The sequence below is a fragment of the Paraburkholderia sp. J69-1 genome, from assembly GCF_905220255.1.
Classification (GTDB): Bacteria; Pseudomonadota; Gammaproteobacteria; order Burkholderiales; family Burkholderiaceae; genus Paraburkholderia.
The window spans coordinates 1-12,963 of record NZ_CAJMZG010000044.1; the positions used below are offsets into that span (position 1 = coordinate 1).

Genomic DNA, 12,963 nt, shown 5'->3' on the forward strand with positions numbered 1-12,963 from the left:
TGCCGCCTCATGAGGCGAGCACAAGCGCGCGGCGGTGACGGAACGGCACAGTGCGACCCATAGCGGCCGCACGCGCCAGAAAAACAAGCGTCCGTAAATCCGCTCAAAGCGGTCGGCCAGCGCAGGGGCGGGCCTGTTCCACGGTATCTGTCTGGTCGCTGGGTGTCACGACCGGACCCAGTGCGCATGTAACAGCCGAAGCGTCGGTCAGGCAACTCGGCGCGACAACCGACGAAGTAGAGCGTGGGCCGCCAAGTGTTGCCAGCGACGCGCCTCGCTGTGCCAGCACAATCTTCCTGATCCCAATGCCACTCCAGACAAGCCAGAGCACCTGGCTCACGGCAGCAGCAAGATTGAAGTGAAAGAGCAGCGAATAGAGAAGACAGGAGGGACCAAATAGATTCAGGACGAGGTAGCGGCGATCCTCGCTATGGAGAAAGCCGAGTTGCAAACCTGCATAGGCGATCTGATAGCAGATGACGCCAAAAATACCGATCAAATCAGCGGTGGTCATTATTTCGTCGATTTTTGATGAGTATTGGTATCGAAGCTGCGCATGAGCTAACCCAGCAGCCGCTGCTCGAACGGATAACGGGTCAGCAGTTCATGGCCGCCCTCTGTGATTAGAACCTGTTCCTCTAGCTTGACGCCCGGCCCGCCCTCGACGCGCCCAACGTAACTCTCGACACACATCACCATCCCCGGTTCAATCACGCCGTTATAGCCCCACGCTTCCCACGATTGCGGGAAATAGATATTCGGTGCTTCGTCGCAAAGCCCCACGCCGTGATACAGGCACGAGTAATGGCGAAACACTTCGGGCGAATAGCACAAGGCGCGATGACTCAGATCGTGATAGGTCAGGCCAGGACGTAGCAGGTCGATATTCGCCTGCACCTGGTCATAGGCGAGCCGGTATATCTCGCGTTGCGCCGCGCTCGTCTGAACGTCGCCGCACAACCAGGTGCGCGAGGTATCCACACAAAAGCCATAGCTGCCAACCAGATCCGTATCGAAGGCCACCAGGTCGCCCGCGTCGATCACACGGCTGCTGCACTCCTGATACCACGGGTTACAGCGCGGCCCTGAAGCCAGCAGCCGCGTCTCGATCCATTCGCCGCCGCGCGCGATGTTTTCGGCGTGCAGATAGCTCCACAGGCGCTGTTCGGTGACGCCAGGATGCAGATGCGCACGCATGACGTCGATGCCAGCTTCGCAAGCATGGATCGCGCAGCGCATCGCGCGAATCTCTTCCTCGCATTTGATGCGGCGGGCTTCTTCCATCAACGCTTCGCCGTTTTGCACCGCTATGCCGAGTCGTTCCAGTGCAGCGACGCCCTCGGCATCGCAGTGATCGAATGCCAGGCGCCGGTTGCCGCCGCCACGCTGGCGCACGACCGAGGAAATTTCATCGGCCCAGCGCGAGACCTGTTCATGCACGCGCTCGCCCGCGCAGAAATGGAACCATGGCACACAGGGGCGAACCTCATCGACGGAATCGCTGTGATCGCTCAGAAAATCGCAGTGATCGAATTCCCACAGGATGACCGGGCCTTCGGCAGGAACGAACGCGTACCGGCAGGCGTTGTGCAGCGTCCAGACCTGCATATTGCTGGTGTCGGTCGCGTAGCGAATATTCACGGGATCGTAGAGCACGATGCCCGCGTAATCGTGTGCAATCAGTTGTTGACGTACGCGCGCAAGACGATAACGGCGCATCGCGGGCAGATCGGGCAGCGCGAGGCCGGCTGCGCTCCAGGCGTCGAGCGTTTCCTTGTCCGGCCCGAGCGCGGGCATGGTCATCAAACCGGCCTGTTCGACCGGCGAGCGGCCGGAAGCGAGGGCAGGGCCAATCTTGCGTGGGGCGACTTCCTGCAAAGATGCGAGGCTCATTGCTTCGTCATCCTGATGGTGTGTGAGGGTTGAAAAATGGCGGCGATGCCAACTTGTCAACGCATCGCCGCCGCAATCTAACGCTTATCGCGCTGATTTCAGCTCGCCCGGCGTTGCGAGCGAATTCATCTTGCGAGCAGGCGCGGACGCTTCGCTCAGCAGCTTGCCGCGCGTTTCCGGCGCCAGCACATACGACACGAGACCGCCAAAGAGGCTGATACCAGCCGCGATCATCATCGCCGTGCCCACGCCATACGAGCCGATGATAAGCGGCAGCAGGAAGGTGCCCGCCGCTGCGCCGATGCGCGAGAAGGCCGTCGCGAAGCCCACGCCGATGCCGCGAATCTCCGTCGGAAACACTTCGCCCGGATATACGCCGCACAGCGTCGTCGAGATCGCGTTGAACAGCGAGAAGGTGAAGAAGCACACGAGGATCAGCGTCGAGGAAGCATGCGAGAACAGGGCCACGCATACGAGCGCCAGCGCCGAGATGAAGAACGGCGGCACGCCCAGCTTGCGGCGGCCCACACGCTCGATCAGCACGACCGCGATGAGCGTGCCGAGCACCGCGACGCCATTGAGCGCGAGGCCGCCCGTCAAACCTTCCTTGAGCCCGAGCTTTTGCAGCACGACCGGGGCGAACGCGCCGATGGCGAAGTAGGGCGTCACGTTGCAGACCCAGAAGATCGACACGAACATCGTCGTCTTGATGTAGTCGGCGGAGAACAGGCGGCTGAAGCTTTGCGCGCCGGTCGCGGTTTGCGCATGCAGGTCGAGCTGTTCCTCGTGCCCCATATGTTCAGCGGCCAGGGCCTTGGCTTCTTCGCGTCGGCCACGGCTCATAAGCCAGCGCGGCGATTCCGGCGTGCCCAGACGCATCAGGAACACGATGACCGTGGGAATCGTGCTCAGCCCCAGAATGACGTGCCAGCCCGCCGCATTCGATTCGGTCAGCATCCAGCCCAGCGCATACGACACGAGATAGCCCACGTACCATGCGAGTTCGAGCAGCGCGAGCAGCTTGCCGCGCAGGCGCGCCGGTGCGAATTCCGCGAGCAGCGGCCAGCCGATCGAATAGTCTGCGCCGATCGCGATACCCATCAGTATCCGTACGACGAACAGTTGCCACGGCTCGTTGACGAAGAACTGCGCCACGGAGCCGACCAGGAAGATCGCGAGGTCAATCGTGAACATCGGCTTGCGGCCGACGCGGTCGGCCAGCCAGCCGCCGAGCGGCCCGCCGACGAAGATGCCGATCAGCGCCGATGCGCCGATCAGCCCTTGCCACGCAAGCGAGAGATGCAGGTCGGCGGTAATGGCCGGCATGACGATACCGATGCAGCCGAGAATGAAGCCGTCGATAAACATGCCGCCGCCGATGAGCAGGGTCAGTCTGGCGATGAAGCGGCGATGCTTGCCGGCGAGCGCGGGCGCTTTCTGTCCGGCGACCGATGAAGTATGAGGAATGCTTTTGGGCACGATGCTGTCTCCTGATGTTTTGTGGGAAGTGAGGCCGGTCCGCTTTGAGTATTAGCCGGTTCTCTTAGCCTCGATCCGCGTGAACTTCATGAAGCAGTGTGTGGAAGTCGGCGCGCCTGGACAAACGATATTTCGTGCGCGGATTCATCAATTTTTATCATAGAAGACACGTCGTCCAGACGTGACGAAGCGCGCCCGGCAAGCGGGCGTCCAGAATGCGAAATTCGATGAAAGTTGCCTGTTTTAAAGGGCTTTTTTAATCGCTTAGCGTAACGAAAGCAGCCACTCCCGGAAGCTTCCGACGCTCTTGCGCCGCTCGTGCGGGCCGGTCGGTTCGAGCACGAGAAATTGCCCCTCCGTCTGCAGCGTTTCGGCGATGGGGCGCACGAGCGTGCCGTCTTTCAGATAGGGATCGATGAGGTTGCGCCAGCCCAGCGCCACGCCCTGGCCGCTCAGCGCGGCCTGAATCACCATCGAGTAGTTGTTGAGGTTGATCTTGTTGCGCGGCGTGACGGGTGCGAGGCCGCTGCGGCGGAACCACTCGCCCCAGGTGACCCAGTCGCGTTCGGAGTCGTCGAGCCAGAGCCACGTGCACGAGGCGAGATCTTCCGGGCGATTGAGCGCGCCGTGGCGCGCGAGATAGGCTGGACTGCATACGGGGAAGATTTCCTCGTTGCAGATGGGCGTGTACTTGATGTATTCGGGCGGGCTCTTGCAGTAGTACACCGCGAGATCGCATTCGAGCTTGCGGTAGTCCTTGACGTGATCGTAGGCGACGATGCGCAGGTCGATGCCTTCATGGCTTTCGTTGAATTCGGGAATTCGCGGCAGCAGCCACATCGACGCGAGCGCGGTGCTGGTCGCGACCGTCACCTGCTGATCGCCGTGCCAGCGTTTGATCAGTTGCGTGGCGTCTGCGAGCGAGAGCAGGGCTTCCCTGCACGACTGGAAATATTGTTCGCCCGTGGGCGTGAGCCGCACCGAGCGCGTCGTGCGGTCGAGCAGGTGAGCGCCAAGGAGGTCTTCGAGCAGACCAATCTGCCGGCTGATCGCGCCCTGCGTGACATTGAGCTCGTCGGCGGCGCGTGTGAAACTGCCAAGGCGTGCGGTCGCTTCGAACGCGACCAGTGCCTTGAAGGGTGGCAGTGGCTGGATCCTCATGGGAAAACTTGTCTCCGGGGACTGCTTTATATATCTCTATGCGCGATTGATCGCACTTTCAGGTCTGAGCGGCTCTGTCGAGCGTGTCTTCAGACCTGAAATTGTGCCTTAACGCCATGCGGCGTCAAGTCACGGCGGGGCGGCGAACGCCCCGCATGTCGTGCGTTCAGCGGGGCTGCGCGCAGACCGCCCGATTGTCCGGGCAGGCCTCGTCGCAACGCTTTTTCCAGTCGCCGGGATAGACGACGTAGCCGAACAGCGCGAAGCCCGAATAGACCAGCGCGGTGCACTTCGGGATCCACAACATCTGGCCCGGTTTCACCCGGTGCAACTCGTCATTCACGGTGACTTCCATGCAGCCTTCGATCGTGAAGATCACCTCTTCGTAGAGCGTCGTCCAGCTGACTTGCGCGCCCTCCCAGCGCGCGAAGCCGACGCCCAGATTCGGCGAAACCTCATCGCTCAAGGCTCGCGCGACGTACGCGGCGCCGGGCGGGCCGCCGCGCACGACGAAGCCCAGATCGGCGTGATCGACGAGCCGCACGCCGGTTGCCGCCTGCGCTTCGGCTTCCTCGCGCGTGGCGCTCATACTTCCGCCCGGCTGTTCCAGGCCGCGAGGCGAATCCGCGTGCGCACGCCGATGCCGAGGAGCGGCTCGGGCGGATTGAGCGAGGGCATGCCGGTGACCGCGCGAATGTCGTCGAGAAGCGAGGACGTCGCGCCCACGGCTTGATCCGCGAGCAGCGTGCCGGAGATCGTGCCCCATGCCGCGCCCACGCCGTTATCGCACGCCGAGGCGAACACGCCGTCTTCGAGCTGGCCGAAGAAGTTCGTGAAGTTGCGCGAGATGGCGTAAACGCCGCCCCAGGTGTGCGTGAACGGCACATCGGCGAGATCGGGGAAGCGCGCGAGAAAGGCCTTGCGATGGTCCGCGCGGATGCTGTCACGCGTGCTGTCGTCGATGCTGCGGCCGTACTTCGGCACGTGCTTATAGGTATTGCGGATGATGATGCGGCGATCCTGGGTCATGCGAACCGTCGTGCCCGCGTGATCGGCGGGCGTCAAACCCCAGTCGAACGTGCCGCTGTAGCGCTTGCATTGCGCGGCGTCGAGCGGCGCGGTCCAGCTCGCGAAGGTCATCACCGGCAGCAGGCGGTTGTGCAGATAGCCGAATTCGCGCGTGAAGATGCTCGTGCCGAGCAGCAGGCGCGGCGTGCAGATTTCGCCGTCCGCGCCATGCAGCACGTAGCCGCCCGCGCCGTCGCGCTCCACGCGCTGGATCGCCGAGTTTTCGAGCAGTTCGACGTTCTCGGGCAGCGAGCGTGCGAGACCGCGCACCAGCGCGGCGGGCTGCATCAGGTAGCAGCCGGGCGTGAATACCGCGCGGCTGTAGTGCGTGCTGCCGAGCACCTTCGCCAGCTCCTTGCCTTCGACCGCGTGGAACGGTTCGCCGAGCGCCGTCATCAGCTTTTCGAAGTGCGCGAGATAGGCGAGGCCGCGTTCGCCGACCGCGCCCTGGTACTTGCCCGCGTGCGACCACTGGCAGGCGATGCCATGCTCGTCCACGAGCGATTGCAGTTGCGCGATGGCCGTGCGGTTCAGGCGCAGCAGGCGCTGCTTGAATTGCGGATCGGGATTTTCGAGCGCGAACTTGTGCGGCAGATCGATCACGAAGCCGGAATTGCGGCCCGAGGCGCCTTCGCCGACGCGCTGCGCGTCCACCAGCACGATGCGCGCGTCGGGTTCGTGTTCGGCGAGGCGGCGCGCGGCCGCGAGTCCGGCGAAACCCGCGCCGATCACCGCGTAATCGGCGTTCTGGCGGCCGCTCAGGCGGCGCGCGGGTTGCGGCGGCGGCAATGCGGCGTACCAGCCACAGGTCTTGTCGTCATGGGGCAGATTCATGATGTGCGCTCTGTCGTATTTCGGTCGTTAGTTAGCCGGGCGGCACTGTTCCACCCAGCGGCCGCGCAGGGCTTGCGCGTGCTGGCCGATCAGCGCGAAGCCGCGCATCTGGCCGGTGCTGTCGAAGTGGCCGCAGCTAAAGCCGTCTTCGGTGGCGTCGATGCGCCATTCGCCTTCCGGCGCGACAGGCGGCAACAACATCAGCGGCGCGGCGGGCGTTTTCACCTGCACCGGCATCGGTGGATACAGCACGTCGGTCGGCTGGCCGGTCAAGGTGCGCGCGAGCGCGTCCACGCCGTGATTGATCGGCGCGAGATAGGGCGCGGGGCGGCCATCGATCTCGACGCAGTCGCCCAGCGCGTAGATGTCGGGCACATTGGTGCGCAGCTGCGCGTCGGTGCGGATGCCGCGTCCGACATCGACGCCGCACGCCGCCGCCAGCGCGACGTTCGGCGCGAGGCCCACGGCGGAGATCACCACGTCCGCTTCGACGCGCGCGCCGTCGGCGAGCAGGAGCGACCACGCGCCGGGCGCGCCCTCGATGGCCTTCACCGAGTTCTGCAGATGCCACGTCACGCCGAGCGCGGCGAGCGCGTCTTGCAGATGGCTGCCCGCTTCCTTCGGCATGAGCCGTTCGAGCGGCCATTTGCCGATGCCGATCACGCTCACGTTCAGACCGCGTTTGACGAGATCGTTGGCGAACTCGCAGCCGATCAGCCCGTCGCCGATGATGGCGACGCGTGAGACGCCGTCGAGCCGGCTGCGCAGCAGGCGGTAATCGTCGAGGTTGTTGACGCTCAGCAGCGCGTCGCTGGGGCCCGCGACATTGAGCTTGATCGGGCTTGCGCCGAGCGCGAGCACAAGCTTCGCATACGGCATCGCACCGTAACGGGTGCGCAGCACGTGTGCCCCGGCATCGATCGACTCGACTTCGCAGCGCGGATAGATGCGTATCTTCAGGCGTCGCTCGATATCGAACGGCGTTTCGCTGATGAGCGCCTCGGCGCTGCGATCCTGCGAGGTCGCGATCGAAAGCGCGGGCTTCGAATACAGGTCGCCCGATTCGCGCGTGAGCACCACGATTTCAGCGTTCAGATCGCGTTTGCGGATCGCTTGCGCGAGGCTGTAACCCGCATGTCCCGAACCGATGATGACGATCGGGCCATCACGGCGCGGCGCGGCCGGCGCGGGTGAGGGCGTGGCTTGAACCACGGCTTGAGGTGCGCGTTGAACCGCGGCTTGAGGCAAAAACGGCGCAACGGCAGGCGCAGCCACGCGAATCTCGATCATCTCGAAGTCCGATTTGCCGACGCCGCAATCCGGGCATTTCCAGTCCTCGGGCACGTCTTCCCAGCGCGTGCCGGCGGCGATGCCGTCCTTGGGCCAGCCTTCGGCCTCATCGTAAATGAGCCCGCAAATGATACAGAGCCACTTTTTCATCGTCCCACCTCTCAGCCTTCGGCAACCCGGATCGCGACGTTTTTCGTCTGCACGTAACTGTAGATCGCTTCCTGGCCTTTCTCGCGGCCGAAGCCGGACAGTCCCACGCCGCCGAACGGCGTTTCGATCCCGCCCGCGTACCATTCGTTGACGAACACCTGGCCCGCACGCAGACGCCGTGCGAAGCGCAGCGCGCGATTCACGTCGCGCGTGAACACACCCGCGACGAGGCCGTAAGGCGTGCCGTTGGCGATGGCGACGGCTTCCTCTTCGGTGTCGAAGGGGATCACGCTGAGCACTGGGCCGAATACTTCCTCGCAGGCGATCGTCATCGCGGGATTCACGCCCGCGAACACGGTCGGCTGCATATAGAAGCCCGAGCGGTTGGCGACGCGCGCGCCGCCCGTGACCGCGCGGGCGCCCGAGGCGATGGCCTCCTCGCACATAGCAACCACACGTTCGAGCTGCTGTCCGCTGATGAGCGGCGTGTGATCGGGATCCTGTTCGCCGGGACCGATGGCGAGGCCGCGCGCGAGTTCCGCGACGTCGACGACGACGTCGTCGTAGATATCGCGATGCACGACGAGACGCGACATCGCCGAGCAGACCTGTCCCGAATTGAAGAAGATGCCGCTCTTGACGCTTGCGAGCAGTTGCGCGCGGTCCGAGTCGGGGAAGACGATGGCCGCCGATTTACCGCCGAGTTCCATCACGCTGGGCGTGGCCCATTGCGCGGCGGCGGCGAGGATCGAGCGGCCCGTCGCGACCGAGCCCGTGAAGACGATCTGCTTCGTCTGCGGGCTGGTGGCCAGATGCGCGCCGACCTCGCGGCCCAGACCGCACAGCAGTTGCGCCGCGCCGCGCGGCAGTCCGGCCCGCGCGATGGCTTCGAACAGCACGCACAGGCCGAGCGGCGAAAGCTCGGGCGACTTCACGACGACGGCGTTGCCTGCCGCGAGCGCCGGGGCGAGCGAGCGCGCGCAGATCGACACCGGGAAATTCCACGGCACAATCTGCACCGAGACGCCCATCGGCTCGTAGCGCGTAAAGTCGACGTAGGCGTCGCCGAGCGGCACGGAGATGCCTTCGAGCTTGTCGGCGAGACCTGCGTAGTACTCGAAGTAGCGTGCGGCTTCGACGAATTCGTCGCGGGCGTCGGCGAGACGCTTGCCGTTTTCGAGGCACAGAATGCGCGCGCCTTCTTCCGTCACTGCGCGGATTTCGTCGGCGATGCGCAGCAGCCAGCGCACGCGCTCGGCGGGGCGCGGCCGGGTGAGTTCGCCGCTGGCGGCGCAGCGTGTGGCGGCGTCGAGCGCGCGCTGGGCGTCGTCGGCGCTCGCGAGCGCGATGCTCGCGAACGGCTCGCCGTTGGCTGGATTGGCGACGTCCAGACGGTTCGGGCTATCGACCCATTCGCCATCGATGTAGTTGAGCCAGTGATGACCGATCGAGCGTTCCATGGCTTACCCCTGCACCTGGTTCTGACCGTTGGCCAGCACGCGGCGCGCCATCCACTGATGGAAGTAGTGCGTCGGCTGATCCATCTCGGGCGAGAACACGCCGCCCTTGAAGCCCGGCGACTGGCGCCCCGCCTGCATGCCTTCCACCGCACCAATGTCTTCCGAGAACACCACGCGCCAAGCATTGAGCACGGCCTGTCGGCTGGCTTCGTATTGCGGCGCGTCGGCGGCATCCTGACCGACGAACAGCAGACGCAGATGCTCGACCGTGCGGTTGGCGGCGAGCGGCTGCAGCATCATCGCGAACGCGTGGTCGGCCTGGATGCCGAGCAGCACGTTCGGGAACAGCGCGACGTATTCGGCGTTGCGCAGGCGGTCGGTGGGCCAGGACGGGAACGTGGGTAGCGACGTGCCTTCGACATCGGCGAGGTTATACGCGTAGCTGCCCTGACCGGCGAACTGGTCGGCGAAGGCGATGTTGTAGTGATCCTCGAGGCGCGAATACGAGTTCAGCGACGGATGCACCCAAGGCAGGTGGTACGCCTCGCAGTAGTTCTCGACCGCGAGCTTCCAGTTGCACTTGACCTCCACCTGCCAGGCACCGCCTTCGCGCGGCACGTGCATGAGCGCGTTGCCGTCGTCGCCGAGAAACTGGGACCAGCGCTCGGTCAGCGGGCGCAGGACTTCCTCGAAATCGGGCGCGGTGCCCGAGAGGTTCACGAACACCATGCCCATCCAGACATGGCTGCGCAGCGCCTTCAGGCCGTGCTTCTCGCAGGGCACGCGCTCGTCCTTGTGCTGATTGATGCCGCCCACGTGCGGCGTGCCCTTGAGCGTGCCGTTCAGGTCGTAGGTCCACGAGTGATACGGGCAACGGATGACACCCTGAATTTCCCCGGCTTCCTGCACCAGCTTCATGCCGCGATGGCTGCAGACGTTATGAAACACCTGCAGCGCGCCTTCACGGTTGCGCGTGATGAGCAGCGGCAGACCCATGAAGTCGACGGGCTGCACGCTCGACGGCGTCTTGAGATCGTCCGCGAAACCGACGCACACCCAGTCCTGACTGAGCACGGCGTCGCGCTCGACCTGGAAGTATTGATCGCTGGTGTAGAACTCGTTGCCGAGACCGGTGGCCTGCTCGATCGGATTAAGCACCGTCTGGAGCTGGGCGAGAGGGAAGTACTTGATTTCGGTGGGGGCGTTCATCGTATTTGTCTCCATTGCACGTTCGCGTGACTCGTTTCACCTTGGCCCTCAGAGGGCTGGGATTGGTGAAAATTATCGAAGCGGGAAACGGGGACAACAAACGATTCTTTGGCTGCAGATTGATTAGAAAAACTCATGGACGCGCCATGGGGGGCGCAGCCACGGAGCCGCTTAGTCGGGGCGCTCCGACTGGGAGGGACTAGTCAAGTGTCCGCTATTGATCTCAACGAGGGCGCCTGCGAGTCATGCTATCGGTGGCCGGTTCTGGCCGGCTACCGACCCACGACCAGGCACGTCGATCGCCTCGGGTGCAGGTATTCATGCAAAAGGCATAAAACGACCCATCTGCTCGCGCCGTTGGGCGTCGACGTTGAGACAGCCAAAGGGGGAGGCACGCGATGCGTGTAGTCATCCTGACGTCATCGTTACCGACATGACGATGCCGGCGATGACAGTGATTAATCTCTTCAATGCCCGCCAGTTTAACGAAGTGCAGGGACTGCTTTCAAGTGAAGTATGTGTGTTCACAAGCCATCCACTGTCAATGCACATCAAGCGATGGATCGTAGATGCCCGAGTACACGCGAAGCTGATCGACATCGATGCGGTACACTGGATTCGATCGCGTTGGACCATACATGGCATAACGCTGGAACTCGGAGTTAAAAACTCTTGGGACACAATCGAGGCTCAGGTGACTTACATGTCTACACAGGAATTTGCACTCGCGCGTGGCGAACAAGAGTCGAGAGTTAATGAACTTCGAGCTTCTATTGCGTAGTTGCTCAATATCAAAGATGCAGGGTGGGAGAAGTATCCGACTCAACGAGCTTTGTCCTAGTGCTCAGCTTTTAGCCGTAACCGAGTGGGAAAGAAGCATTCTGTGCTGTGCCGGAAGCCTCGAACGTCGGATTTCTAGTTCACAACCCGATGACCGCTTGTGGCCGCGTTGAGGCAGTACCCCGAGCAATGTGCCCGCTGTAAACCGGCCATTGAGGGAGCGCGGGCGAGACCTTGGATATTCGAACTGGACGCCGACTCCAACCGGCGGCTCATGGCCGGGCAGCGTCCCATCGTCGCCCGGCCTTCGCGCTTCGCACCTCGGTCTGCTCCGCAAGCTCAAGCGCATCGTCGACTTCGATACCAAGATAGCGTACGGTGCTGTCGAGCGTGGTGGCTTGGGCGACTTCCTCCGTGGTTTGAAATAACTTAAGATGCGGCGCTTTGCCCACTGGCACTGCATTGATGGTGGCGAAGCGGGCCGCGGTGTCCCCGCACGCATGTAAAGGAATTCCATTGTCGGCTGTGTTTTCGGCTTCGAATCGGCGGTTCCCTTCGCTACACATTGCGCCCCATTTCGGATCAACCATGACCACGACCCGATCGGATAATGCGTCCTCCGATTTCCTTCCAGCCGATATCCGTCAGAGCGTCGTCGCCCAGGTGCTGCCGAACCGGCAAATGGGGATCACCCGCTTGACGTCTCATAGGCGTGACATGGGGCGTACAGCGCCGCACGAACTTGAACATGCCGATCTCATCGTGTTGCAGTTACGCGCGTTCGGCGAACAGGAGATATGGCTCGACGGTCGTCCCGCGCCTTTCGTTCCCTACGCAGCGGGCACCGTCACCGTTCACGATCTCGATCGCGAATGGGTTGCCGACCTCAAGGGGGAATTCGACTGCATTCACTTTCACCTGCCTCGCGAGACGCTCGAAGAAACCGTCGACGAAATGGGCGGCCGCCGTCGTCCGCAGTTGTATTTGCCACCACATCTGAGCGTGCCGGACGCGGTGGTGCACAGCATCGGGCGAGCGCTGCTGCCCGCACTCGCGCATCCAGAGAGTGTGTCGCAGATTTTCCTCGATCACGTGGCGCTGGCGTTTCAGGCGCATGTCGCACAGCAATATGGCGGAGTGAGCGGGCGCAGGCGAAAGTTCCATCAGGCTCTCGCGCCGTGGCAGGAGCGGCGAGCAAAAGAGCGGCTGCTCGCTCAACTCGATGGCCATAGCTCGATTGACGACGTAGCGCGCGATTGCGGTTTGACACGCGGCGCGTTCTTCAAGGCATTCCATCAGACGACCGGATTAACGCCGCATCGCTGGCTGATCGTCCAGCGTGTCGAGCACGCCAAGGTGCTGATGCGCGCTCCTCATTTGGGGTTAAGCGCTATTGCACTGGCGTGCGGGTTCGCCGATCAAAGTCATTTCACACGCACGTTCACCCGCGTAGCAGGCGTCAACCCGAGCCGTTGGCGCGCGGACAATGCTCGCTAGCGCTTCCTGTCGGCCGAGAGGCACATGTCGACCCCAGATGCGCCGTTCGAGAAACTGATTCATCGTCGCGACGAATGACTTCTGTTGGAGGCGGCGCCCGACGACAGCGCTTGACAAACATCTCGAAGCGTCCGCCCGACGC

The 12,963-nt window shown here is 63.3% G+C and carries 11 protein-coding genes; 2 read left to right on the top strand and 9 right to left on the bottom strand.

The features are described from left to right. Positions 1 to 103: 103 nt before the first annotated feature. The 9 genes from U5A67_RS39695 to U5A67_RS39735 form a co-directional block, all read right to left on the bottom strand. Positions 104 to 514, bottom strand: coding sequence for a CBU_0592 family membrane protein (locus U5A67_RS39695; RefSeq protein WP_321818712.1), 411 nt, complete (start codon positions 512 to 514; stop codon positions 104 to 106). Between the two features lie 47 nt (positions 515 to 561). Further along, positions 562 to 1,893 carry a Xaa-Pro peptidase family protein gene (locus tag U5A67_RS39700; protein WP_321818711.1) on the bottom strand — a complete coding sequence of 444 codons (1,332 nt, stop codon included), beginning with the start codon at positions 1,891 to 1,893 and terminating at the stop codon, positions 562 to 564. A gap of 84 nt (positions 1,894 to 1,977) precedes the next feature. Further along, positions 1,978 to 3,372 carry an MFS transporter gene (locus U5A67_RS39705; protein WP_310630883.1) on the bottom strand — a complete coding sequence of 465 codons (1,395 nt, stop codon included), beginning with the start codon at positions 3,370 to 3,372 and terminating at the stop codon, positions 1,978 to 1,980. Between the two features lie 264 nt (positions 3,373 to 3,636). Further along, positions 3,637 to 4,533: a LysR substrate-binding domain-containing protein gene (locus U5A67_RS39710; RefSeq protein WP_224017532.1), complete on the bottom strand. Its 897-nt coding sequence runs from the start codon at positions 4,531 to 4,533 to the stop codon at positions 3,637 to 3,639. A 166-nt stretch (positions 4,534 to 4,699) separates the two neighbouring features. Further along, the gene (locus U5A67_RS39715) at positions 4,700 to 5,122 is read right to left on the bottom strand and encodes an ethanolamine utilization protein EutQ (RefSeq protein ID WP_321818710.1); all 423 of its coding nucleotides are present in this window, start codon (positions 5,120 to 5,122) and stop codon (positions 4,700 to 4,702) included. Then, positions 5,119 to 6,435 (bottom strand): FAD-binding oxidoreductase, encoded by a 1,317-nt coding sequence (locus U5A67_RS39720; protein WP_321818709.1) that lies wholly within the window; start codon positions 6,433 to 6,435, stop codon positions 5,119 to 5,121. The genes U5A67_RS39715 and U5A67_RS39720 overlap by 4 nt, the downstream gene beginning before the upstream one ends. Positions 6,436 to 6,462: 27 nt before the next feature. After that, positions 6,463 to 7,875 carry an FAD-dependent oxidoreductase gene (locus U5A67_RS39725; RefSeq protein WP_321818708.1) on the bottom strand — a complete coding sequence of 471 codons (1,413 nt, stop codon included), beginning with the start codon at positions 7,873 to 7,875 and terminating at the stop codon, positions 6,463 to 6,465. Positions 7,876 to 7,886: 11 nt separating this feature from the next. Beyond that, positions 7,887 to 9,335, bottom strand: a complete 1,449-nt coding sequence (locus U5A67_RS39730; RefSeq protein WP_321818707.1) for an aldehyde dehydrogenase family protein — start codon at positions 9,333 to 9,335, stop codon at positions 7,887 to 7,889. Between the two features lie 3 nt (positions 9,336 to 9,338). After that, complete coding sequence (locus tag U5A67_RS39735; RefSeq protein ID WP_321818706.1) at positions 9,339 to 10,544, bottom strand: aromatic ring-hydroxylating dioxygenase subunit alpha; 1,206 nt, start codon at positions 10,542 to 10,544, stop codon at positions 9,339 to 9,341. 433 nt (positions 10,545 to 10,977) lie between these two features. Between U5A67_RS39735 and U5A67_RS39740 the strand changes: the two genes are divergently transcribed. Together U5A67_RS39740 and U5A67_RS39745 are read left to right on the top strand one after the other, a co-directional pair. Next, positions 10,978 to 11,325 (top strand): hypothetical protein, encoded by a 348-nt coding sequence (locus U5A67_RS39740; RefSeq protein WP_321818705.1) that lies wholly within the window; start codon positions 10,978 to 10,980, stop codon positions 11,323 to 11,325. A gap of 464 nt (positions 11,326 to 11,789) precedes the next feature. Then, positions 11,790 to 12,821, top strand: a complete 1,032-nt coding sequence (locus tag U5A67_RS39745) for an AraC family transcriptional regulator (protein ID WP_321818713.1) — start codon at positions 11,790 to 11,792, stop codon at positions 12,819 to 12,821. The last annotated feature ends 142 nt before the right edge of the window (positions 12,822 to 12,963 follow it).